Raw genomic sequence first — 20,920 nt, 5'->3', positions numbered from 1 at the left:
TGTCATGGCTGGGTCGCCACCAGAAACGTAGCCCAAGACAGAAGCGCAATGCCAAGCGGCGCGCCGAGATGAACACCCCAGGGCACGTTCTTTTCGATGGCCATGACCACGGCGAGCGCCAGCATCCAACCAAGACTGCCGGCGCCGACCACAAACATCAGGAGCATCAGCGCCCAGCAACAGCCGACGCAAAACAAACCGTGGTGCGCGCCAAGCCGATACGCATGCCACGAAGTCGATCGACCGCGCCAATGTTCGATGACGAAGCTGAGCGGGATGCGGCACTTTTCGAGACATCGGCGCTTGAGGCCGCTGAATTGAAAGGCGCCGGCCATGGCTATGGTCGCGGCGCCAATCAGCCAACCATTCCACGCGAGCCCGGGCCAGCTTCCGACTAGGAACAGGAGCAGGCCATGCAGCAGATGCGCGAGGAGGCCGAATGCGCCCCATATGGTCAGATAGCCAAACCCGAGCAACAGCATGAGGCGCCCATGGTCCCGGCGCAGCGCGGTCAAGCGATCGAAGATGCCGAACAGAGGCAATGTGGTCGGCAGCATCATCGCCACGGTCATCAATACCCACGCGGCGGCATAGAGTGTGGCGGGCACGATGACATTGCCGCCCGGAACCATGCGGCACAAAAACGCCGCTGGACCCGACGCCACGATGTCGCTGTGGTCGAGATAGCCGGCGTAAGGACTGCGTCCCCATGCCCAGAGCGCGGCCCACGCCGACAGCGCCAGTGCGACGATCACCGGGAGGAACACGCGACGATGCCGAAGGGCGCTGGACGGGCGGGCGCGTGACGCGTCAGCGCCGCTAAGGGCGCTCATCCGTCAAAAACGAACGTGCTTTGCAGCGCATTGTGATTTTTGATGTCGAGATCGATACCGAGCGCCGCATTCTTAGAGCGGTAGGTCGGGGCCTTGCCGACGAAGACCGGCGCACCTGGTACAGTCGAGAACACGGTGTCGGACAGTGTGGTCTGGCGGCTGCCGGTTGCGTCGAGATAAGGCTGGAGTTCGGCATAATAATCTTTGCCGATCTCGATGACGCCCCTGCCGTTGGCCACGTTAAACTGGATTGGCGCACGCTCGACCGAGACGATCGAGCCGATGAGTTTGACAAGTTCGGCGACAGGCCCGCCCGCCTTGCCGCTATAGACGCTGAGCAGCGCCTCCTCCTGCTCTTTCGAAGCTTTGTCGTCGACAAAGATCGCAGCAGACCAGTTGCCTTGCAGAATATTGCCGGGAACATGGGCGACGCAAGCAACGGTATTGCCGCCGACTTCGACGCCGTCGATCGTGCCTTTGTCGACGTGCCAAGCGACGATGGTGTCGCAGGTGCCGCGGTCCGGATCTTCGCCAATCCAGCAGGGGCACAAAACGTTGCAATTGCATACTTCGAGCAGACGACCTTCCAGATGATAGCTCATACTATCCTCCCTTGAAGACCTGTACCGGCGCACGCCGCCGTGGCTGAAGCGTCAAGAAGGGCAAAGGATACGCTTGCCGAAAGGCGTCGTCGAGCAAAATGCACGGAAATGCCTCGCAGCGAAGCTGAATAGGCGCACAATGATGCCAGGCGGACGCCGATCCGTGAAATCACTCACGCATGGCAAAATAAGAGCACCTATTTCTACCTCAAAACCGTCTCGCTTTTCCCCCTTCCCCGCCGCCTTCCCCGATGCCGGCGGGGCCTCACCGCTGGCCCGAACTACGTTGAGGGTGCATTTAATTCAGCCCGCGCCAATATGCGTTCGGCGCGGCGCAAATGCGGCAGGTCGAACATTTCGTCGTCCAGGGCGACCACACCCGCATCGGGTTGAGCGCGAAAGGCGGCGACAATTTTTTCTGCCTGCGCCACGGCGGCGGGTGACGGCGTGAAGATTTCGTTGATCGTGGCGACCTGCGCCGGATGGATCGCCATTTTGCCGGTGAAGCCGTCGCGCCGCGCCGCTTCGCATTCGATGCGCAGGGCCGCCGCGTCGCGAAAATCGGCGCGGATCGAGTCGATCGCCGAAACGCCGGCATTTGTCGCGGCGAGTAGCGTCAGCGTGCGCGCGAGCTGATAGGGTGCCGCGAGCGAACCGTCGCTCAGACGGCTGGTTTCCGCACCGATATCGGCGGAGAGATCTTCGGCGCCCCATGTCAATGCAATGAGCCTGCGGCTCGCCCCGGCATAGGTGCCCATATGGAACAAAGAGGACGCCGTTTCGGTGGCGATCGCAATGATTCCCGTCGAGCCGTCGGGCAAATTGTTTTCTGCCTCGCGCACGGCAAGCTTGGCGGCAAGATGCTGGACCGATTGGCCGGACAGGCTTTTCGGCAGCATGATGCCGTCCGGCGCATGCACCATCACCGCGTCGAGATCGGCATCGGTCAGGCCGGTGTCGAGCGCGTTGACGCGCACGAATAAAATCGGATGGGGCTTAAGTTTTTTGGCCTCAGCCAGAAAGGCTGCCGCAATCACCCGCGCCTGAGATTTGTTGCTCGCGGCCACCGAGTCTTCGAGATCGATGAGCAACGCGTCCGCGCCGGAAGACAGCGCCTTTTGCAACTTCTTTTCGCTGTCGCCGGGTACGAAAAGCAATGAGCGCATCAAAAAACCCTAAACCGGATTGACGATTTGGCCCGTCGCCACAGGACGCTTCAGCATGAAAGCCTGCCGGCGGCATTCGGCGACGAGCGTGTTGTGCTGATTGAAGGCGCGATGATGAAATTCCACGAGCCCCGCGTTGAGCCGCGATTTCGACTCGCGCTTGCCCAGCACTTCCGTCGTGCAATGCACGGTATCGCCTTCAAAAACCGGGGCCGGGAATTTGACGTCGTTCATGCCGAGATTGGCGATCGTCGTGCCGACCGTGGTGTCGTTCACCGAAATGCCGATCATGAGTCCGAGCGTGAACAGCGAATTCATCAGCGGCTTGCCCCATTCGGTTTCGGTCGCGCAGAAATGCGCGTCGATATGCAAGGGCTGCGGATTCAGTGTCATGTTGGAAAACAGCATATTGTCCATCTGCGTCACGGTGCGCGTCAGGCGATGGATGAAAATATGACCGACCTCGAAATCTTCATAATATAAACCGCCGCGGGGATGGGGCGTCGACATGGACCGATTCCTTCTGGCCGCGTTTTTTCCGTCTCCGCGAGAGAGCCGGATACTGCCTGATTCTTAGAGCATTTTGCGTTCTTTCAGAATCGCAAAATGCTCTACTTCTTAGTGTTGTCGCATTTTCGCTGCGCGGACCGCTGGTTCTTAATCGAAAAGTCGCGCAACTTTTCTGGAAAATTCTCTAGCATCAAACGCCGAATTGCTCACGCAAAATGCGTTCGTCCAACGAGTGGCCGGGGTCGTGCAGAAGCGTGAGGCGGGTGGAATGGTCCATCTCCACATCGACCTGCACGACGGCCTTGATCTCGAAATGATCGGCGACGGCGGCGATGGGGCGCTTGTCCGCTTCCAGCACGTCGACGGTGACTTTGGCGCGGTCGGGCACCAGGGCGCCGCGCCAGCGCCGCGGCCTGAAGGCGGATAGCGGCGTCAGCGCCATCAGGGGCGCGTTCAGCGGCAGAATCGGTCCGTTGGCGGAAAGGTTATAGGCGGTCGAACCGGCTGGCGTGGCGACCAGCACCCCGTCCGCGATCAATTCCGCCAGCCGCTCCTTGCCGTCGACGGAAATACGCAATTTCGCCGCCTGATACGATTGCCGCAGCAGCGACACTTCATTGATGGCCCGACTGACCTGCGTCTCACCGCTCAGACTGAGCGCGCGCATCACGAGCGGATGGATGACCGAGGGCTTCGCCGCCTGTAGGCGCTCAAGCAGGCTGTCCTCGCGAAATTCGTTCATCAGAAAGCCGACCGAGCCGCGATTCATGCCGTAGATCGGCGTTCCCTTATCCATGAACCGGTGCAGGGTCTGCAGCATCAGACCGTCGCCGCCGAGCGCCACGATCACGTCCGCGTCGGTGGTGGGCATATTGCCGTAGCGATGCACCAGATGGCGCAGCGCCGTGTCAGCCTCGTCGGTGCCGCTCGACAAAAATGCGATTTTTTGCACGCGAGAGGAAGGTCCGGGGTCACCGGGCATGGGAAGGTCCGTTGCTGCCTTGGGCCCTACTCAATAGCCGGAAGCGGGCCGGAACGCAAAATTGCTGCCCTTCGGCCTCGCGATGCGTCTTCAGCGATGCCCCAGAACGCCATGCCCCATCTCGGCCTGGGAAGGCGGCGGCGCGAGCCGGCCTTCTTCGGCCTTGTTGATATATTGGCTCGCGATCAGCAGACCCTTGAAGGGCCGCAAAATCGGAATGCAGGCCAAGAGAAGAAAGGGAAATGTCGTCACGAGATGCACCCAGAACGGGGGCGAATAGGTGAGTTCGATCCACATGCCAAGGCCCGTCACCGGAAAGGCCATGATCATCATGACGAAGAAGGCCGGCCCGTCGGCCGGATCGGCGAAGGAATAATCGAGGCCGCAGACCTCGCATTTCGGCGCGATCTTCAGAAAGCCTTGAAACAATCTGCCTTCGCCGCAGCGCGGGCAGCGGCAGCGCAATCCGGTGCGGATAATTGATCGTGTGGTGGCAGGAAGCTGGTCCATGATGATCACCATTTTGTTTTGGCTTATTGTATGGATTGTAAATCCATACAATCTAGTTTATGATTCAATCTGGGGATTCGCTACAGGGGTGAATTTGCGCTGAGAATCGGTCAAAGATGACCAGGTTTTGGCGAGAATTCGCTCGATGAAGCGCTTCATGATCGCTTTATGGTATTGTATGAAGATAAATGCAAGACAAAAATAAGAATCGCGAATGGACGCCGCCGCCCGTTGTTGACGGCATGCCGAAATATCTGGCGATCGCCCAGGCGCTGATCGCCGACATTCACGCCGGCCGGCTCGCGCCGGGCGCCCGTCTGCCGGCCCAGCGTGATTTGGCCAAGGCGTTCCAGGTCGATCTCACGACCATCACCCGGGCGTTCAACGAAGTGCGCCGCCAGGGGCTCGTGGAAGGACATACCAAGCGCGGCAGCTTTGTCCGCGCGCCGGTTAAGGAGCGTTATGCGGCATCGGCCGATCCGGCTGGAATCGTCGATCTCAGCATGAACATGCCGCCACAGCCGGCGGGCGCCTTGTTGCGCGAGCGTATTCGCGACGGCCTCGATGCGCTGCTCGCCTCGCCCTTCGGACTCCTGCAATTGCAATATCACAGCAGCATGGGGGTGGCCGCCGACCGGCTCGCGGGTGCGCAGTTCCTGCAAGGACGGGTCGGCACCCTCGAACTCGATCGGCTACTCGTGACGTCGGGGGCGCAGGCTGCTTTGTCCGGTATTTTGTCTGCAGCCCTGCCGCGCGTCGGACCAATCGCCTGCGCGGCCGTGACCTATCCGGGCCTGCTCGCGCTCGCCCAGCGGCAAGGCCGCACGCTGATCGGCCTTGCCTATGATGCGCAAGGCATCGTTCCAGCCGCGTTCGAGGAGTCCTGCGCCGCGCACCGGCCGGAAGCGCTGTATCTCATCCCGCATATCGACAATCCGACCACCGCGACTTTGCCGGCGGCGCGGCGCGACGATATCGTCCGTATCGCCCGCCGTTTTGACGTCACACTGATCGAGGACGACGCCTATGGCGCCCTGCCGCTCGATCCGGTGACGCCCTTCGCGGCGCTCGCGCCGGACATCACATGGCATATTGCGACTTTGGCGAAATGCGCGACGCCCGCCTTGCGGGTGGCCTATGTCGTGGCGCCCCAAGTGGAGGGCGCTCTGCAGCTTGCCGGCGACATTCGCGCCACGCACCTGATGGCGCCGCCTTTGATGACGGGACTTGCGACCCGCTGGATCCAGGACGGCACGTTGACCGCCTTGACCGAAGCCGTGCGCGCGGAAAGTGCTTCGCGTCAACAGCTTGCGGCCCGCGTGCTCAGTGGCTTCGACTTTTGGGCCCATCCGCAAGGACATCACCTCTGGCTGCATTTGTCGCCTGACTGGCAGACCAAGGATTTTGGACAGGCCGCGCGGCAGGCCGGCCTGTCGGTGGTCACCAGCGGCGCCTTTGCCGTGGGGGCTCCGCCCAACGCCTTGCGCATTTCGCTTGGCGCGTCGGCGAGTCAGCCGGCGCTTGAACAGGGCTTGAAACTTTTGGCGCATGTGCTCGCCGGTGCCATGCAGCTGCCGCCGGCAATTGTCTGATCGGCTACTTTGACGCCATCCGGCCACAGGTTAAATGGTCACCACGCTCAGTCGGGCGGCAGGCAGATCGCGACGTTCTTGAGCGCACATTGCTCGGCAAAGGACGCGGGCGGCGGCTGGTCGGTGATGATCGCCGTGACATCGTCGAGAGAGCCCAATCTGACCGGGGCATTGCGGCCGAATTTGCTGTGGTCGGCAATGACCCAGGTTTCGTCCGCTTGCTCGATCGCCGCTTGGGCGAACTCGGCTTCCCATAAGTGGAAATGCGCAAAATCGCCGCGATCGCTGATACCGGCGACCGTCAACAACGTGTAGCGGACCCGGAACTGCCGCAAGAAAGTGATGGCCGTCGCGCTGAAGGCGGCAAGGCCCTCCGGTGAGATTTCGCCGCCCGCGAGAAAGACGCGATTGTCATTGCGCGATGCGAGCCGGCAGGCGACATCCGCCGAGTTTGTGACAATGACGAGGCCGGTGTGGTTGGCGAGGGCATCGGCGACGTAAGAGGTCGTCGTCCCGCTGTCCAGGATCAGCGAATCGCCGTCGCGGATGAGCGCGACCGCCGCCGCCGCGACCCGTTGCTTCTGTTCTCGATTCAATTGCATGCGGCGCTGAAACGGAGGTTCGTCCTCGGCCGTCGGCAACGTAACGCCACCGTGAAATTTTGCGACCAGCCCTTTATCTGCAAGCGATTTCAGATTTCGCCGAATGGTCTCGGTGGAAACCGAGAACCGTTCGGCGAGGTCGGTAATTTTATACGTGCCACGTTCTTTAACAACCTGCAGAATTTCTTTCTGCCGCTGGTTGGAAAGCATCAGCCGTCCCTCTTTTGCTGTCATGTTATTGAATATGATTTCATATGTAATAATTTTAAGAGTCTGAGCGGCGTGCCCGCACAATGTCCTCCTGGACGGGACTGCCGGTAAGAGGTTCGACACAATAAAACTGTTTAGATGAAAACAACCAGCCTCTTTACAGTAAGCACATTACACCTTGTCCGAGAGGGTTCGGCAAGTGTGGCAATATAGGCCAATAGCGTTGCAAAGTGCCAAGCCGATTGTAGCATCTCCGCGATATCTTTTGGCTTTTCGGTCAAGATATTTGGGCTTGCCCGCCCATGCGCGGTCGATCGCGCAACTGCGGCATTGGAAAAAGTGACAAGTGGCAGTTTCGACCCTAAAGCGCTGGGCGAGCGCCAGTGTCAGCGGCAGCTTGGTAAAAATTGCAAAAAACTCTCTCGGCTAAGCGATCAGTTTGACGCGATGCGGCCGGTTCGCCCCATGTTTGGGAAGCTTTTCCGCGATGCCGTAGATGCGCTCGCGCCGCTCGATTTCGTCATCCACATCCTCGGGCGTAATGCCGCACTCGGCCCAGATCACGGCGAGATGGTAGAGCAGATCGGCGCTTTCCAGGATCACCCCGTCGCGCTTCATCCGCAAGGCGTCGAGGCCGACCTCGAAGGCCTCTTCGGCCAGTTTCTTCGCCATTTTCGTTATGCCGGCACGGAACAATTTCGACGTCCGCGACACGTTGGGATCACGGTCGCGCGCCGCGAGGACGGTTGCGTAAAGGTGATTGATAGCGTCGGCCATGGGTCTGCCACCCGTCTGAGAGCCACGATTCGGCGCATCGCTACGCCAGCCCCTGACAAGCATGGTAGCGGTATAGTAGTTGACGAAATGTGATGTTCGCCACAAAGCCTTTGTTAAGTTAAATCAAATTGGGAAACGGGCGGGCAGACGACCTCAGTGACGAGACTCTTCTTTTTTCTGCTATCCGAATGCGCCGCCGGACGTGCCTCAAATGACCGCCTCTTCGAGGAAGGGTTCGTTGCGCGGGATGCGCTCATACCGGAACGGCGACAGGTCGAGCGTTTGGAATGCGCCGTGAATGATCAGTTCCGAAACAGCCCGGCCAACGGCCGGTGATTGCTGCAAGCCATGTCCCGAGAAGCCGTTGGCGAACATGAAGTTGCTTACCGCCGGATGGAAGCCGACGATGCCGTTGTGATCCAGCGTGTTGTATTCGTAATGGCCGGTCCAGCTTTGCTGCACCTTGAGCGCGTCGAAACAGGGGATGCGATGCCATAGCGCCGGCCAGATGCGCTCGTCGAACTCCGAGTGATCCATCTCGAAATCGTCGTAATCCGCCGCCCGATCGTCGAGCGGCGTGTTGCCGGTCAGGAAGAGTTCGCCTTCCGGCCGCACGAAGGTGCCGGAAAGGTCGATGACATTGGGCATCCGACCTGGGATCGGCGTCGAGCTGGCAAAGACGAAGCTGTAGCGTTTGCGCGGCTCCACCGGGATCGACAAGCCCGCCATGGCGGCAACCCGCTGCGCCCGCGGGCCGGCGGCATTGACCAAGGTTCCGCAAGCAATCGTTTGGCCCGTGGCAAGGCTGGCTGTAATGACACGTCCCTTGTCCATCTCCAATCCAGCCACGGCATTGTCGATATATTCGACGCCGCTGGCGCGGGCGCCGCGGCGGAAGCCGTTCATCAGGCCCATGGAATCGAACCAGCCTTCGTCGCGCGATCCCCAGGCGCCGCCGCCGAGATCGTCGACGTTGAGCCACGGGAATCGGTCCTTCAGCGGGCCGGGCTCGAGAAAGATTGTGTGAGCGCCGTGGCGGCGCTGCAAGTCGACGCGGGCCCTGGCGGCCTCCACGCCCTCGGGCGAGCAGCAATAGAGATAGCCGTGCTCGCGAAATCCAAGATCGGGTGCGATCTCGTCCTTATAAAACGGGGCCATCCGCTCCTGAAAGCCACGGATGATCTGGATGCCGAACTGGCTGATCTTCACGTTGATCGGGTTCGAATATTGTTGCCGGATCGCGCTGGTCGACAAGGCGGTCGAGGAGAATGTGTAGGTGCTATCGCGCTCCACCACCAAGATCGACGCGCGCGTACCCAAGGCCTGACTGAGCCAATAGGCTATTGACGAACCAACCGCTGCACCGCCCACGATGACGATATCGTAAGCCGTGCGGGTGGGAGCTCGGTAAGGGGGGACAGGCATACAGCAACACCAAAGTCAGCGGTTGAACGAGGCGATGAGGGCGTCGGAGCCACGCGCGAGCAGCCCAAGATCCGAGCCGACCGCAACCATCGTGAAGCCATTCGCAAGGTAGCGATCGGCATCCGCCTTGACTGGAGCCAGAATGCCGCTCCACTTGCCTTTCGCTGCCGCGGCATTCTGTACCGAAGCGATGGCCGTTTGAACCTTCGCCGCGCCGGGATTACCCATCTCGCCCATATTGGTGGAAAGATCGCCAGGGCCGACGAAGATCGCGTCGACGCCGTCCACGGCGGCTATTTCGCTCGCATTCGCAACGCCGGTCCCGCATTCGACCTGAACCGCCAGAAGCTGCTGCGTGCGGGCGTTTGCGTGATAATTGGCAATGCGGCCAAAGGCGTTCGCGCGATGGCCGACGGAAAAGCCGCGCACACCGGCGGGGGCATAGCGCATAGCGGCAACGATCGCGCGGGCCTGATCGGCGGTCCGCACATTCGGGATCATCAGGCTGCGCGCGCCGATATCCATGGCCTGTTTGATGAGATTGGAGTCGTCGGAGGGCAGCCGCACGACGCCTTCGCAGGCAAAGCCGCCCAGCACCTGAAGTTGCGCCATGATGCTGCGCAGGTGATTGGGGCTGTGCTCGCCGTCGATCAACACCCAATCCGTCCCGGACCCCGCCACGATTTCGGTGGTCAGTGCGGACGCCAGCGAGCACCAAATCCCGATCTGTCTGCGGCCGGCGGCCAAGCCGGCCTTGAGGGTGTTTATGCGCTCTTCCATTTTCGGCCTCCGCGGCGGGAAAGGTTATTGCAATTTGTATGATGTCCTATATCATATGTCATATTCAAGTCGCAAGAGATCTTGCGCACAGCGATCGGGGCGGGAGCGCAGATGCGGATCGGTTTCATCGGACTCGGAGTGATGGGAGCGCCGATGGCGAGGCACCTCGCCGCCGCCGGGCACGATATTGTGACGGTGCTCAACCGATCGGCCCTGCCAGACAACCTGAAAGCAACCGTCGTCGGCTCGGCCGCCGATGTGGCGCGTGCCTCTGAAATCGTCATCACGATGCTGCCCGACACACCGGACGTGGAGCGTGTTTTGCTCGGCGACGGCGGGGTGTTGGAAGGCATATCCGCCGGGGCGCTCGTGATCGATATGAGTTCGATCAGCCCGATTGCGACGGCGCGATTTGCTGCGAGATTCACCAGCGCGGGAGTTGGCTATCTCGACGCCCCCGTCTCGGGCGGGGAGGTCGGCGCCAAGGCGGCGAACCTGACCATCATGGTGGGCGGCCCGAAAGCCGAGTTCCAGCGCGCTTTGCCGATCTTCGAGAAGCTGGGCAAGAACATCACGCTGATCGGCGAACGTCCCGGCGCCGGCCAGACCTGCAAGATCGCCAACCAAATCATCGTCGCGCTGAACATTGAGGCTGTCGCCGAGGCGCTGGTGTTTGCCAGCAAGGCCGGCTGCGACCCCGCCGTCGTGCGGAGCGCGCTCATGGGCGGGTTTGCGTCCTCCCGCGTGCTTGAAGTCCATGGCGAGCGCATGATCAAGCGCTCGTTCGCGCCGGGATTTCGCATTCGCCTGCACCAGAAGGATTTGAGCCTGGCGCTCGAAAGCGCGCGGGCGCTTGGAATCGCATTGCCCAACACCGCAACCGCGCAGGAACTGATGAACGCATGCGCCGCCCGCAAGGGCGGGGCGGAGGCTGATCATTCCTCGCTCGTGCGGGCACTGGAAATGCTGGGCGGTCACACATTAGCGGACGACAAGGAGTGAATGGATGCGCGGAACGGGCAAGGCGGACATCTTCGTGATGCTGGCTCACCCTGTGGGTCATGCGAAGAGCCCCGGGATCTTAAACGAGATTTTCGAGCAAAAAGGCCTCGACAGTCTGATGGTGCCGCTGACCTGTCGCCCGGAAGATTTCGAGACATTTTGGGCGGGGCTCACGGCCGCGGAAAATATCCGCGGCGTCATCATCTCGGTGCCGTACAAAGTCGCGGTCTATCATAAATGCGCCGCGGCGCACGACCGCGCGGCGCGGGTGCAAAGCGCCAATTCGGTCCGTCGCCAGGCGGACGGAAGCTGGTACGCCGACAATTTCGACGGCGTCGGCTTCATCGATGCGCTAAAGGCTGCCGGTCATCAGCTTGAAGGGCGCCGGGTTCTGCAAGTCGGTGCCGGCGGTGCAGGGGCTTCGATCGCTTATTGTCTGGCCGAGGCCGGCGCCGAAGAGATTCGTCTTGCCGACATCGATAAAGACCGCGCAGAGACGCTGGCCGGCCTTGTCGGCAAAGCATTCCCGAAGTGCCGCGTGCAGGCTGGGGAGGCCGATCCCACCGGCATGGATATGGCGGTCAATGCGACGCCGGTCGGCATGCACGCGAGCGATCCGTTGCCGCTGGACGTCGCCCGGCTCACCCCCGACATGACCGTCGTCGATATCATCATGGAGCCTGCCGAAACGGCGTTGCTGAAGGCCGCGCGGGAACGCGGCTGCCGCGTGCAGCCCGGCCGTCCGATGATGGATTATCAGGTGCGGGGAATGTCCGAGTTTTTCGATATTGACCGCAAGGACCGTAACCATGGCTGAAGCGCGCACAATTGTCGTCGTGGGCGGCACATCGGGAATCGGTCGGGCCATCGCCCTGCGGTTTGCCGAAGAGGGGGACAATGTGGTGGTCGCCGGTCGCGATGGGGTGCGCGGCAATGACGTTGCGGCCGCCTGCATCGCGGTGGGCGCGCCTGAAGCGCAGTTCTTCGAGACGGATGTCGGCAACCCGCGCTCGGTCGAGGCGCTCGGTCAGGCTGTCGTTGATCGGTTTGGTGCCCCCGACGTTGCCGTGAATTGCGCCGGTATCTTGCAGAGCGGCAAGCGCGTCCTCGATCAGGATCTCGATGAAGATGAGAGGCTGTGGCGGGTGAATTATCGCGGCACTTTGTTGGGGTGTCAGGTCTTCGGGCGATTGATGTCCGCTGCCGGACGTGGCGCCATCCTGAATGTCGGCTCCCTCGCGTCCTTCGCGCCGCTCTCGCTTCCCGCCTATACGCCGGGGAAACACGCGGTGCTGGCGCTGACCCAGATGCTCGCGGCCGAACTTGGACCGAAGGGCATCCGGGTCAATGCGGTTGCGCCCGGTTACACGCTCTCTGAGGGATTGAAGGATAAAATCGCCAAGGGCGAGCGCAATCCCGATGCGATACAGGTCACGACGGCGTTGCGCCGCTTCGTCGAGCCGCGTGACGTCGCGGAGGCTGCCTTGTTCCTCTGCTCGGACCGGGCGGCCTCAATTACCGGCGTGACTTTGCCGGTCGACGCGGGCTGGCTCGTGCAAGCGCCTTACGCACACTATTTGCAAGGCAACCCCATCCGCCCGAGCACTTAGAGAGTCCCTTCATGAGCGATATCAAACGGCTAGATTTCGACACGCGGATCCATCACGGGGTCATCCACAATGGAACGCTGTATTTGACCGGGCAGGTGGCGCGGCCCGGCCAATCTGCTGCCGACCAGATGCGCGAAGTCCTTGCCAAAATTGATGCACTTCTGATCAAAGCTGGTACTGATAAGACACGTATCCTGCATGTGCAGATTTGGCTGGACGACATCCGGGACTTCGACGAAGTCAATATTGTCTGGGATGCCTGGATGCCGAAGGAGCACGCGCCGGCCCGCTCGACCGGAGAGGGACGGATGGCGAAACCCGGGATGCTCGTCGAATTGATCGTCACTGCAGCGGTGTGAAAACCGTCGCAGGCGGCGCATCGACCTCGACGGGGCGCGGGAGGTTGGAAAAGGCGATAGATGACGAAACGCAAACCACTTTCCACGCTTGTCGCCGAGAGCCTGGCCGACAAAATACAGTCGGGCCTGTTGCCGCCTGGCACGCAATTGCCGACCGAAGCGGAGCTCTGCAAGGAATACGAGGTGAGTCGCACCGTGGTGCGCGAAGCGATCGCCCGGCTCAGATCGGAAGGGATCGTGATTCCGCATCAGGGGCGCGGCATGTTCGTGAGCGAAGCGCCCGCGGCCCGCAATTTCTCGATTCCCGAGGAAGCGCTCAAGACCTTACCCGAGACGATCGCGCTGCTCGAATTGCGCTTGAGCGTGGAAGTTGAGGCTGCAGGCCTCTGCGCCGAACGGCGAACGGAAACCGAAGCGGTCGAACTTCGCGCGCTGATGGAGCAGTTCGATGCGCAGCACGGAGATCCAGCGGCGGTCCAGATCCATTACGATTACGATTTTCACCTGGCCATCGCCAAGGCGGCGGGCAACGAATTCATGCACGCCTTCCTCAGCTACTTGCGCCCCATCCTCGTGCCGCGTTTCCAGCTTGAGTATGTCGTCGCGCGCGAACTCAAGGATGCTTATTACGAGCGGATCCATAAAGAGCACAGTGCCATCATGGATGCGATCGAGAAGCGCAATGGCCGCGCGGCGCGCCAAGCCATGCGCCGGCATCTGTCCAACAGTCTCGAACGCGTCCGGCATCTGGTGCTGTCCTCGGGAGTGTCCAGCTCGGATACGGAGCAGAAGGCGGCGGCCGAGACCTTTTTCGGTGACCTGAAACGGCCGATCCCCTTGGACGGATGATCGGTTGGCCAGATGGGGCGGTACCCAGTTGGCGTGAGGCGGACTCATGATCCGGTTCGGCGGAGAAGGGCAGGCTTTGGCGCGGACCGCCTGCCGCGCTGAAATCCGTTGACGTCGCGCCGGACGACCATTCCGGAAGCAAGTTGGGCTAGAAAGTGCATGCCCGCGGAGAGCTGCCGCGCCGCTCTTGGGACTCGCAGGGAAATAGAAAATTTATCTTTCCTATTCCCCGGTTTTCTTGGTTTTCCCGCCCGCACCGATGCGCAACACTCAATACAGGACAACTCGGATGACTCACGTGACAACAGCACTCATCACCGGCGCAACGAGCGGAATCGGTCGAGCGATGGCCGTAGCGCTGAGCGACGCAGGTTATGATGTCTACGCTTTGGGTCGTAGCAAATCCGCCTTGGAAGACTTACGGGCCGGCCGGCCCAAGATCACGCCGATCGCCGTCGATGTGACCGATCGGGACGGGATCGAAGCCGTGGTGTCGGACCTGCACGTCGATGTTCTGATCAACAATGCCGGCATCATGCCGCCGCTCGGCAATTTCGCCGACATGAAGATCGCCGACATCGATGCGACGCTCGAGGTCAATCTCAGCGCAGCGATCTTGCTGACCCGTCTCATCGTGCCGCAGATGCGCGACCGTGGCGCGGGGCATATCTTGTTCACCGGCTCCTCGGCGGCCCACACAGCCTTTCCGAACATAGCCGTGTATTCGGCCGCCAAAGCCGCGATCTCAGGCTTCGCCGCGTCATTGCGCACGGATCTTTCGCAGTACGGCATTCGCGTCACCGAGATCGTGCCCGGCCGCGTCGAGACCCAGCTCTACAAGGACATTCTCGGCGCGGAAGCACGCGCCGCCATGTACGCCGGAAATATCGCCGTTCAGCCGGAGGATGTGGCCAAGATGGTTGTCGCGCTGCTCGACCTGCCGGCTTGGAGCGATGTGACCCGTTTCGACATCATGCCGACCAGGCCCACCACGCCGAGCGGCAGCAAGTAAAAGTAAGCAAGGACGTTATCATGAAGGATCTTTCTGTAGTCATCGTCGGTGGCGGCTCCGGTCTCGGCGCATTGCTTGCCCGTATGGCCGTCGACGAAGGCGCATCCGCGATGGGCATCATCGACATCAACCTCGATGCCGCGGAGGCCGCCTTGGAGCCGGCGCGTGCCAAAAGATTGCCGACAGCAAGCGCCACATGCGACATCCAGGTTGGCCCGCAGTGTCATGCGGCTTTCGAAGAAATGGTCGCGAAACTTGGGCGTATCGACACACTGATCAATTGCGCCGCCATCTATCCGCGCCGCCCGCTCCTGGAAATCAGCGACGCCGAGTGGGACGCGTCGAACGGCGTCAATATCAAGGGCACGTACCACATGATGGTGGCGGCAGTCCGCCACATGCAATCGCAAGAGTCCAAAAGCCACGTGAGGGGACGCATCGTCAACCTCACATCCGTCGATGCGTTCAAGGCGCATCCGCAAAACGCCCATTATGCGGCAACCAAAGCGGCGGTCGTGAGCTTGACCCGCTCTTTCGCGCACCATGTCGCGAAGGATGGCATCCTGGTGAATTCGGTGGCGCCGGCCGGCATGGCGACCGAGCGTGCGAAAGCCCTTGGGTTTCTGGAAGAACTCGCAAAGGCGAGTCCGCTGGGCCGAGGTGCGCTCCCCACCGAAATCGCCGAATGGGTGCTCATGGCCGGTAGCCCGAAGAACACTTACATGACGGGCGAAAATATCATTGTGTCGGGCGGCTATATCTACGCATGACCGATGTGAAGCCGCTACGGAGAGGACCTGTTTTGTTGGCACGAGTTGATCGACCGAGTTCGACGACGGTGGAGTGAATCCGACGATGAGTGAAAAGCCGCGCCTGCCACCTTTGAATGCCCTGCGGGTTTTCCACGTGGTGGCGCGGCACAAGAGCTTTCGTCAGGCGGCGGACGAGTTGCTGGTGACGCCGCAAGCCGTCGGGCTGCAAATCAAGCTGCTTGAAGATGCGTTGCAGGTCACGCTGTTCGAGCGCAAGGGGCGCGCGATCGAGCTGACGGAATCCGCGATCCTTCTGTCTCACTTCGTCAACGCCGGTTTCGAGGAATTTGCCGAAGGCATTCGCCGGGTGACCAAGTCTGCCTATCGCGATCGCATCAATCTGAACGCGAGCCCCTATTTCGCGACACGCTATCTCTTGCCGCGTCTGTCGTTGTTCCGGGAGATCCTCCCGCGTGCCGACCTTCGGCTGACAACCATCGTCGATTTGCCTGATTTCGGGCGCGACGACATCGATATGGCAGTGCAATGGGGCTATGGCAATTGGCCCGAGTTCGACACGAAGCTGCTTGTGCGCGATCCGAAGATTATCTGTTGTTCGCCAACCATCGGCGAACAGATCAAGTCGCCGCAGGATCTGACGCGTTTCACGCTCCTGGACCCGGTCAAATCGAACCGCCTTTGGCCGGATATCCTGCGGCATCTGTCGGTCGAGCAGACCCATAGCGACCGCAGCATTGGCTTCGACGACGCAGCCACGATGCGGCGCGCGGCGCGGCAAGGCATCGGCATCGGCCTCGTCTCGGTGATCGACGCCGAAGAAGATTTGCGCTCCGGCGCTCTCGTCGCGCCGGTCGGGCGCGATGCCTTGGCCGATATGAAGCCGGAGGAAGTTCCCGGCTTCTATCTTGTCGTGCCGAAAGGACATCTGCGCGTGACGGCGGTCGCGACCTTCCATCGCTGGCTGTGCCAGCAAGAATGGCAAAGCGATTTGAAGATTCCCGATCTTCCGAAACCGGCCCCGCTTTCAGGTTGACCAGGGCTGGGTGTGCAGACCCAGGCCATGTCCGTGGGACCAGATAACAAGCAACCTGAATCACCTTAACGATGGAGAGAGAACATGAAACTGTCCAAATGGAGCGCCGTTGCCTGCGCTCTCGCGCTGGTGCCGTTTTCGATACCCGCGCAAGCGGGAGGTAAGACGCTGGATGAGGTCAAAGCGCGCGGCGTGCTGCAATGTACGGGCCACGATGGTTCCTATCTCGGCTTTGCCGAGGTGGACGATAAGGGCAACTGGAAGGGACTGGACATCGATCTCTGCCGCGCAATGGCAACGGCGGTCCTCGGTGATCCGTCGAAACTGAAGATCGTTCCCGTCAGTTGGGCGCAACGCTGGCCCGCCTTGCAATCCGACCAGGTCGACATCGTCATCAAGGCCTCGGGCGCAACGTTGAGCCGCAACGCGGACCTTGGCCTGCAGTTCTCGAATTCCTATTACCTTGGCACGACCAAGGTGATGGCGCACAAAGAACTCGGACTCAAATCGCTTAAAGATGCGCAAGGCGGCACGATCTGCATTCCGGCAGGCACGACGCAGGAGCAACAAGTCGCTGCCTACACGCAAAAGATCGGCATCAAACTCGAGCCGGTTCTGATCGAAAAGACGGAGGAGCTCGAGCAGGCATACTTCTCCGGCCGTTGCGATCTCTACGCACAATGGGGCCCGGTGCTCGCGATCGCGCGTGCCGCAAAGGGCAAGGTGGAAGATCATGTGATCCTTCCCGATGAGCTTGCCGTCGAGCCCGAAGTGATGATCATGCGCCAGGGCGACGACAATTGGGTCGACATTGCAAACTGGATGCTGACCGCGCTGACCTTTGCCGAGCAAGAAGGCGTCAACTCGAAGAACGTGGACGAGATGCGGGCCAAGCCGCCGTCGCCGCAGATCGCCAAATTCCTCGGCGTTACGCCGGGCATGGGCAAGGGTCTCGGGCTCTCGGATGACTGGGCCTACAATGTCATCAAGAAGGTCGGGAACTACGGCGAGATCTTCGATCGCGACCTTGGCAAAGACTCGCCCTACAAGATGGATCGCGGCCTGACCAACTTGTGGAACAACGGCGGCGTTCTCTTCCCGATGGTAGTTGACTGATCGTGTCTTGGCTTCGCCTGGCGAAGGCCAGGCGGAGCCAGCGCCATAATCCGTGAAAGGTCGGCAATGGGCAGCCTCCTGCGAAATCAAAAGGTGCGGAACGTCCTGCTGCAGGCTGCTTTTGTCGGCACGCTCGCAGCCCTGATTCTGTCCGCCGTCCTGACCGCACGACAGAATCTGATCGCGCAAGGCATCGCATCGGGCTTCGATTTCCTGTTCAAGTCGACCGGCTGGAATATGGACTTTTCCCTGCTGCCGGTCACAGCCAACGATCCCTATTGGTGGTTTTTCCTCACCGGAATCTTGAACACCTTGTTTCTGGGAAGCTGCGGGCTGGCACTGGCGACGCTCGTCGGCGGCATTGTCGGATTTGCACGGACCTCATCCAATGAACTCGCGCAATTGCTCGGGCGGACCTATGTCGATATCTTCCGGAATATTCCGCTCATTCTGCAGGTGTTTTTCTGGTACGCGATCATCACGCATTTTCCGCCACCACGGAATGCCTATCAAGGCTTTGGCGCCTTTCTCACGAACCGCGGCATTTACATTCCGATTCCCAATGTGTCAGGCCCGATGTTTGCCTTGATGCTGGCGGCGGTCTTCGCTGCGATCGCCGTTCCGATTTGGCTCGGCAGGACATCACGTCTCAATCGCCCGCTGGGCGCGCGCTTAGGGCCTCAATGGCTGGCGGCCGCAGCCGCGCTCGCTTGCGCAGCCACCTTCGTGCTCATTGGCCATCATCCAGGTGAGCCGCTCATCGATGTTCCAGCGGTGCAGGGCCTCAACCTGCGCGGGGGCTTGCGCATTTCGTCGGAATTTGCGGCGCTCGCTGTCGCGATTGCGATCTATGGCGGCTCCTACATCGCCGAGATCGTCCGCGGCGGGTTCAAAGCCGTCGGCAAAGGACAGGTCGAGGCGGCCCAATCGCTTGGGCTGAGTGCGTGGCAAGTTTTTTCCCGTGTGCGTTTACCCCTCGCGTTGCGCGCCATGCTCCCGATCCTCGCCAATCAATATGTGTGGCTCATCAAGGCAACGACGATGGGCATTGCGATCGGTTTTACCGACTTCTTCATGATCGTCGCCTTGGCCATCAATCATTCGGGCCAGACGTTCGAATCGATCGCCATTTTGATGGCCGGCTTTCTCACGATCAACCTCAGCCTCGCCGCGATCTTCAATCGCATCAACAAAGCAATAGCCCTCAAAGGCAGTCAACTCAGGGGATAAGGAATGACCGCTCTCGCTCAGCCCGTCCCACGCGGATCTTCGGATTTGAGACGCCGCTTCCTGGCGACGCCATTTCAGGCGAGCGTGTCGCTGCTGTGTCTTGTGTTGATTGTGCTGCTAGGCTGGAAGATTCTGAATTGGGCGATCTTTTCTGCGGTCTTTGACGCCAGCCACGGGCCCGACGCATGTCACGCCGCTTCCGGTGCCTGCTGGTCGGTCATCGCGGCACGTTGGCGGATCATTCTGTTTGGCCTGTACCCATTCGAGGAGCAGTGGCGCTCGGCATTGGCCTGCGTAACCGTCGTGGTGATGACTGTGCTCAGCTGCATGCCGATGTTATGGACGGGCGCGCGTATTGCCGTCATATGGGTTTTGGGCGCAGCGACCTACTATGTATTGATGAAAGGCGGCGTATTGGGACTTCACTACGAAGGTGAGGAGGTCTGGGGTGGGCTCGCCCTCACGCTCTTCATCTTTGTCTCGACCTGTCTCATCGGCTTTCCGTTGGCGATTTGCCTTGCCCTGCTGCGACGCTCGCACCTGCCCTGGATATCCTACACGACAGGCGGCATCATCGATACGGTGCGTTCTCTGCCTCTGATATCGATCCTTTTCACATTTGCCATCGTTCTGCCATTCGCTCTGCCACAGTGGCTGCAAGGGGATAAACTGTATCGCGTGATCCTTGGCTCCGCGCTGTTTTTCGCCGCCTATCAGGCCGAGATCGTCCGCGGCGGCATGCAAGGTGTCCCCAAAGGGCAGGAAGAGGCGGCGATGGCGCTCGGGCTGAACTATTGGGAGCGCATCTCGCGCATCGTTCTGCCGCAGGCCATGCGCAATGCGCTGCCGGCGACAATCAACCAGTTCGTGATTTCGTTCAAGGAAACCTCGCTGGTGGTCATCGTCGGATTTTTCGAGATCCTGGCGTCCGGCAATGCGGCATACGGAACCGGCGATTGGCGCTTCGCCTATGTCGAAGTCTATGTCTTCATCGCGTTCATCTATTTCGTTTTCGTTTTCAGCCTATCCCGTTACGGCGCTTATCTCGAGCGTCGGATGGCGGTCGGCGCGCGCTAGGGAGCTTACATATGACTCGTCCAGATAGCTCTCACCACGAAACGTCAGCTGTGCGCATTGAGGGCATGAACAAGTTCTATGGCGACTTTCATGCCTTGCGTAACATCAATCTGAGCGTGCGGAGCGGGGAGAAGATCGTGGTCTGCGGGCCCTCCGGCTCCGGAAAATCCACGATGATCCGGTGCATCAACCGTCTTGAAGAGCACAACTCGGGAAAAATCGTCGTCCTCGGCACGGAGTTGAACGACGACGTCGGCAATATCGACGAGATCCGGCGCGAAGTGGGGATGGTGTTCCAGCACTTCAATTTGTTCCCGCATATGACCGTCCTGGAGAATTGCGTTCTCGCGCCCATGCTGGTGCGGAAGAAGTTGCGCGACGAGGCGGAAGCCATGGCGTTAAAGTATCTCGAAAAGGTGCGCATTCCGGAGAAAGCCACTAAATTTCCGGGCCAACTTTCCGGCGGCCAACAGCAACGCGTCGCGATCGCGCGCGCCCTTTGCATGCAGCCGAAGATCATGCTTTTCGACGAGCCGACATCGGCGCTGGATCCGGAGATGATTTCGGAGGTGCTCGATGTGATGGTCACGCTCGCGTCGGAAGGCATGACGATGATGTGTGTCACGCACGAAATGGGTTTTGCCCGCCGCGTCGCCGATCGCGTCATTTTCATGGATGCGGGCGAAATCGTCGAAGAGGCACCGCCTGAGATTTTCTTCACGTCGGCGAAGAACGAGCGGACTCAGAAATTCCTGTCTCAAGTTATTGGCCATTGAGGGCATCATGCACAGGCGTTGGCCAAGGACTTGCGCGCACTCAAATCGGCCTTCGATCCGGCCGGAGTGATGAACCCGGGCCTCGTCTTGCGGA

General features: G+C 60.6%; 23 protein-coding genes. 13 read left to right on the top strand and 10 right to left on the bottom strand.

Annotation, left to right across the window (positions count from 1 at the left end; translation table 11 throughout):
- Positions 1 to 2: 2 nt before the first annotated feature.
- From V9T28_RS13430 to V9T28_RS13405, 6 genes are all read right to left on the bottom strand, one after another.
- Positions 3 to 833 carry a DUF2182 domain-containing protein gene (locus tag V9T28_RS13430; protein ID WP_116399433.1) on the bottom strand — a complete coding sequence of 277 codons (831 nt, stop codon included), beginning with the start codon at positions 831 to 833 and terminating at the stop codon, positions 3 to 5.
- Positions 830 to 1,435, bottom strand: a complete 606-nt coding sequence (locus V9T28_RS13425; RefSeq protein ID WP_116399432.1) for a DUF1326 domain-containing protein — start codon at positions 1,433 to 1,435, stop codon at positions 830 to 832. Before V9T28_RS13425 ends, V9T28_RS13430 begins: the two co-directional genes overlap by 4 nt.
- 281 nt (positions 1,436 to 1,716) lie before the next feature.
- The gene (locus V9T28_RS13420; RefSeq protein ID WP_116399431.1) at positions 1,717 to 2,601 is read right to left on the bottom strand and encodes an HpcH/HpaI aldolase/citrate lyase family protein; all 885 of its coding nucleotides are present in this window, start codon (positions 2,599 to 2,601) and stop codon (positions 1,717 to 1,719) included.
- A gap of 9 nt (positions 2,602 to 2,610) precedes the next feature.
- Positions 2,611 to 3,111, bottom strand: coding sequence for a MaoC family dehydratase (locus tag V9T28_RS13415; RefSeq protein WP_116399430.1), 501 nt, complete (start codon positions 3,109 to 3,111; stop codon positions 2,611 to 2,613).
- 190 nt (positions 3,112 to 3,301) lie between these two features.
- A complete protein-coding gene (locus V9T28_RS13410; RefSeq protein WP_116399429.1) occupies positions 3,302 to 4,093 on the bottom strand; it encodes an NAD kinase in 792 nt (263 codons plus the stop codon).
- Positions 4,094 to 4,183: 90 nt separating this feature from the next.
- On the bottom strand, positions 4,184 to 4,603 hold the full coding sequence (locus tag V9T28_RS13405; RefSeq protein ID WP_116399860.1) for a DUF983 domain-containing protein: 420 nt from the start codon (positions 4,601 to 4,603) through the stop codon (positions 4,184 to 4,186).
- Positions 4,604 to 4,791: 188 nt separating this feature from the next.
- On the opposite strand from V9T28_RS13405, the gene V9T28_RS13400 reads away from it, so the two are divergent.
- Positions 4,792 to 6,195, top strand: coding sequence for an aminotransferase-like domain-containing protein (locus tag V9T28_RS13400; protein WP_245423919.1), 1,404 nt, complete (start codon positions 4,792 to 4,794; stop codon positions 6,193 to 6,195).
- 47 nt (positions 6,196 to 6,242) lie between these two features.
- Here V9T28_RS13400 and V9T28_RS13395 read toward each other — a convergent pair whose 3' ends face one another.
- The 4 genes from V9T28_RS13395 to V9T28_RS13380 all read right to left on the bottom strand — a co-directional run bounded on the left by V9T28_RS13395 (position 6,243) and on the right by V9T28_RS13380 (position 9,989).
- Complete coding sequence (locus V9T28_RS13395) at positions 6,243 to 7,007, bottom strand: DeoR/GlpR family DNA-binding transcription regulator (protein WP_158554717.1); 765 nt, start codon at positions 7,005 to 7,007, stop codon at positions 6,243 to 6,245.
- A 426-nt stretch (positions 7,008 to 7,433) separates the two neighbouring features.
- Complete coding sequence (hisE, locus tag V9T28_RS13390) at positions 7,434 to 7,784, bottom strand: phosphoribosyl-ATP diphosphatase (protein ID WP_116399427.1); 351 nt, start codon at positions 7,782 to 7,784, stop codon at positions 7,434 to 7,436.
- Positions 7,785 to 7,991: 207 nt separating this feature from the next.
- The gene (locus V9T28_RS13385; RefSeq protein ID WP_116399426.1) at positions 7,992 to 9,209 is read right to left on the bottom strand and encodes an NAD(P)/FAD-dependent oxidoreductase; all 1,218 of its coding nucleotides are present in this window, start codon (positions 9,207 to 9,209) and stop codon (positions 7,992 to 7,994) included.
- A gap of 15 nt (positions 9,210 to 9,224) precedes the next feature.
- Positions 9,225 to 9,989 (bottom strand): HpcH/HpaI aldolase family protein, encoded by a 765-nt coding sequence (locus V9T28_RS13380; RefSeq protein ID WP_116399425.1) that lies wholly within the window; start codon positions 9,987 to 9,989, stop codon positions 9,225 to 9,227.
- A gap of 111 nt (positions 9,990 to 10,100) precedes the next feature.
- Between V9T28_RS13380 and V9T28_RS13375 the strand changes: the two genes are divergently transcribed.
- The 12 genes from V9T28_RS13375 to V9T28_RS13320 all read left to right on the top strand — a co-directional run bounded on the left by V9T28_RS13375 (position 10,101) and on the right by V9T28_RS13320 (position 20,826).
- A complete protein-coding gene (locus V9T28_RS13375; protein ID WP_116399424.1) occupies positions 10,101 to 10,991 on the top strand; it encodes a 2-hydroxy-3-oxopropionate reductase in 891 nt (296 codons plus the stop codon).
- A gap of 4 nt (positions 10,992 to 10,995) precedes the next feature.
- On the top strand, positions 10,996 to 11,808 hold the full coding sequence (locus V9T28_RS13370) for a shikimate dehydrogenase family protein (protein WP_116399423.1): 813 nt from the start codon (positions 10,996 to 10,998) through the stop codon (positions 11,806 to 11,808).
- Positions 11,801 to 12,601, top strand: a complete 801-nt coding sequence (locus tag V9T28_RS13365) for an SDR family NAD(P)-dependent oxidoreductase (protein ID WP_116399422.1) — start codon at positions 11,801 to 11,803, stop codon at positions 12,599 to 12,601. The genes V9T28_RS13370 and V9T28_RS13365 overlap by 8 nt, the downstream gene beginning before the upstream one ends.
- A gap of 11 nt (positions 12,602 to 12,612) precedes the next feature.
- On the top strand, positions 12,613 to 12,960 hold the full coding sequence (locus V9T28_RS13360; RefSeq protein ID WP_116399421.1) for a RidA family protein: 348 nt from the start codon (positions 12,613 to 12,615) through the stop codon (positions 12,958 to 12,960).
- Between the two features lie 60 nt (positions 12,961 to 13,020).
- Positions 13,021 to 13,809 carry a FadR/GntR family transcriptional regulator gene (locus V9T28_RS13355; RefSeq protein WP_116399420.1) on the top strand — a complete coding sequence of 263 codons (789 nt, stop codon included), beginning with the start codon at positions 13,021 to 13,023 and terminating at the stop codon, positions 13,807 to 13,809.
- A 298-nt stretch (positions 13,810 to 14,107) separates the two neighbouring features.
- Entirely contained in the window at positions 14,108 to 14,821 is a 714-nt protein-coding gene (locus V9T28_RS13350; protein WP_116399858.1) for an SDR family oxidoreductase, read from the top strand.
- A 20-nt stretch (positions 14,822 to 14,841) separates the two neighbouring features.
- The gene (locus tag V9T28_RS13345) at positions 14,842 to 15,591 is read left to right on the top strand and encodes an SDR family NAD(P)-dependent oxidoreductase (RefSeq protein WP_116399419.1); all 750 of its coding nucleotides are present in this window, start codon (positions 14,842 to 14,844) and stop codon (positions 15,589 to 15,591) included.
- Positions 15,592 to 15,676: 85 nt separating this feature from the next.
- On the top strand, positions 15,677 to 16,627 hold the full coding sequence (locus tag V9T28_RS13340; protein ID WP_116399418.1) for a LysR substrate-binding domain-containing protein: 951 nt from the start codon (positions 15,677 to 15,679) through the stop codon (positions 16,625 to 16,627).
- 84 nt (positions 16,628 to 16,711) lie between these two features.
- Positions 16,712 to 17,743 carry an amino acid ABC transporter substrate-binding protein gene (locus V9T28_RS13335; RefSeq protein ID WP_116399417.1) on the top strand — a complete coding sequence of 344 codons (1,032 nt, stop codon included), beginning with the start codon at positions 16,712 to 16,714 and terminating at the stop codon, positions 17,741 to 17,743.
- Between the two features lie 93 nt (positions 17,744 to 17,836).
- Positions 17,837 to 18,973 carry an ABC transporter permease subunit gene (locus V9T28_RS13330; protein WP_245423917.1) on the top strand — a complete coding sequence of 379 codons (1,137 nt, stop codon included), beginning with the start codon at positions 17,837 to 17,839 and terminating at the stop codon, positions 18,971 to 18,973.
- A 3-nt stretch (positions 18,974 to 18,976) separates the two neighbouring features.
- The gene (locus V9T28_RS13325) at positions 18,977 to 20,050 is read left to right on the top strand and encodes an amino acid ABC transporter permease (RefSeq protein WP_116399415.1); all 1,074 of its coding nucleotides are present in this window, start codon (positions 18,977 to 18,979) and stop codon (positions 20,048 to 20,050) included.
- A gap of 11 nt (positions 20,051 to 20,061) precedes the next feature.
- Entirely contained in the window at positions 20,062 to 20,826 is a 765-nt protein-coding gene (locus V9T28_RS13320) for an amino acid ABC transporter ATP-binding protein (RefSeq protein WP_116399414.1), read from the top strand.
- Positions 20,827 to 20,920 lie beyond the last annotated feature (94 nt).

The sequence above is a fragment of the Methylovirgula sp. 4M-Z18 genome, assembly GCF_037890675.1.
Taxonomy (GTDB): domain Bacteria; phylum Pseudomonadota; class Alphaproteobacteria; order Rhizobiales; family Beijerinckiaceae; genus 4M-Z18.
This window is presented reverse-complemented; position numbering and strand designations above follow the sequence as displayed.

What these genes read in the sequence shown, in the direction of transcription:
- V9T28_RS13430 (WP_116399433.1), bottom strand. Translation starts at nt 833, where the DNA reads ATGAGCGCCCTTAGCGGCGCTGACGCGTCACGCGCCCGCCCGTCCAGC.
- V9T28_RS13425 (WP_116399432.1), bottom strand. Translation starts at nt 1,435, where the DNA reads ATGAGCTATCATCTGGAAGGTCGTCTGCTCGAAGTATGCAATTGCAAC.
- V9T28_RS13420 (WP_116399431.1), bottom strand. Translation starts at nt 2,601, where the DNA reads ATGCGCTCATTGCTTTTCGTACCCGGCGACAGCGAAAAGAAGTTGCAA.
- V9T28_RS13415 (WP_116399430.1), bottom strand. Translation starts at nt 3,111, where the DNA reads ATGTCGACGCCCCATCCCCGCGGCGGTTTATATTATGAAGATTTCGAG.
- V9T28_RS13410 (WP_116399429.1), bottom strand. Translation starts at nt 4,093, where the DNA reads ATGCCCGGTGACCCCGGACCTTCCTCTCGCGTGCAAAAAATCGCATTT.
- V9T28_RS13405 (WP_116399860.1), bottom strand. Translation starts at nt 4,603, where the DNA reads ATGGACCAGCTTCCTGCCACCACACGATCAATTATCCGCACCGGATTG.
- V9T28_RS13400 (WP_245423919.1), top strand. Translation starts at nt 4,792, where the DNA reads ATGCAAGACAAAAATAAGAATCGCGAATGGACGCCGCCGCCCGTTGTT.
- V9T28_RS13395 (WP_158554717.1), bottom strand. Translation starts at nt 7,007, where the DNA reads ATGCTTTCCAACCAGCGGCAGAAAGAAATTCTGCAGGTTGTTAAAGAA.
- hisE (WP_116399427.1), bottom strand. Translation starts at nt 7,784, where the DNA reads ATGGCCGACGCTATCAATCACCTTTACGCAACCGTCCTCGCGGCGCGC.
- V9T28_RS13385 (WP_116399426.1), bottom strand. Translation starts at nt 9,209, where the DNA reads ATGCCTGTCCCCCCTTACCGAGCTCCCACCCGCACGGCTTACGATATC.
- V9T28_RS13380 (WP_116399425.1), bottom strand. Translation starts at nt 9,989, where the DNA reads ATGGAAGAGCGCATAAACACCCTCAAGGCCGGCTTGGCCGCCGGCCGC.
- V9T28_RS13375 (WP_116399424.1), top strand. Translation starts at nt 10,101, where the DNA reads ATGCGGATCGGTTTCATCGGACTCGGAGTGATGGGAGCGCCGATGGCG.
- V9T28_RS13370 (WP_116399423.1), top strand. Translation starts at nt 10,996, where the DNA reads ATGCGCGGAACGGGCAAGGCGGACATCTTCGTGATGCTGGCTCACCCT.
- V9T28_RS13365 (WP_116399422.1), top strand. Translation starts at nt 11,801, where the DNA reads ATGGCTGAAGCGCGCACAATTGTCGTCGTGGGCGGCACATCGGGAATC.
- V9T28_RS13360 (WP_116399421.1), top strand. Translation starts at nt 12,613, where the DNA reads ATGAGCGATATCAAACGGCTAGATTTCGACACGCGGATCCATCACGGG.
- V9T28_RS13355 (WP_116399420.1), top strand. Translation starts at nt 13,021, where the DNA reads ATGACGAAACGCAAACCACTTTCCACGCTTGTCGCCGAGAGCCTGGCC.
- V9T28_RS13345 (WP_116399419.1), top strand. Translation starts at nt 14,842, where the DNA reads ATGAAGGATCTTTCTGTAGTCATCGTCGGTGGCGGCTCCGGTCTCGGC.
- V9T28_RS13340 (WP_116399418.1), top strand. Translation starts at nt 15,677, where the DNA reads ATGAGTGAAAAGCCGCGCCTGCCACCTTTGAATGCCCTGCGGGTTTTC.
- V9T28_RS13335 (WP_116399417.1), top strand. Translation starts at nt 16,712, where the DNA reads ATGAAACTGTCCAAATGGAGCGCCGTTGCCTGCGCTCTCGCGCTGGTG.
- V9T28_RS13325 (WP_116399415.1), top strand. Translation starts at nt 18,977, where the DNA reads ATGACCGCTCTCGCTCAGCCCGTCCCACGCGGATCTTCGGATTTGAGA.
- V9T28_RS13320 (WP_116399414.1), top strand. Translation starts at nt 20,062, where the DNA reads ATGACTCGTCCAGATAGCTCTCACCACGAAACGTCAGCTGTGCGCATT.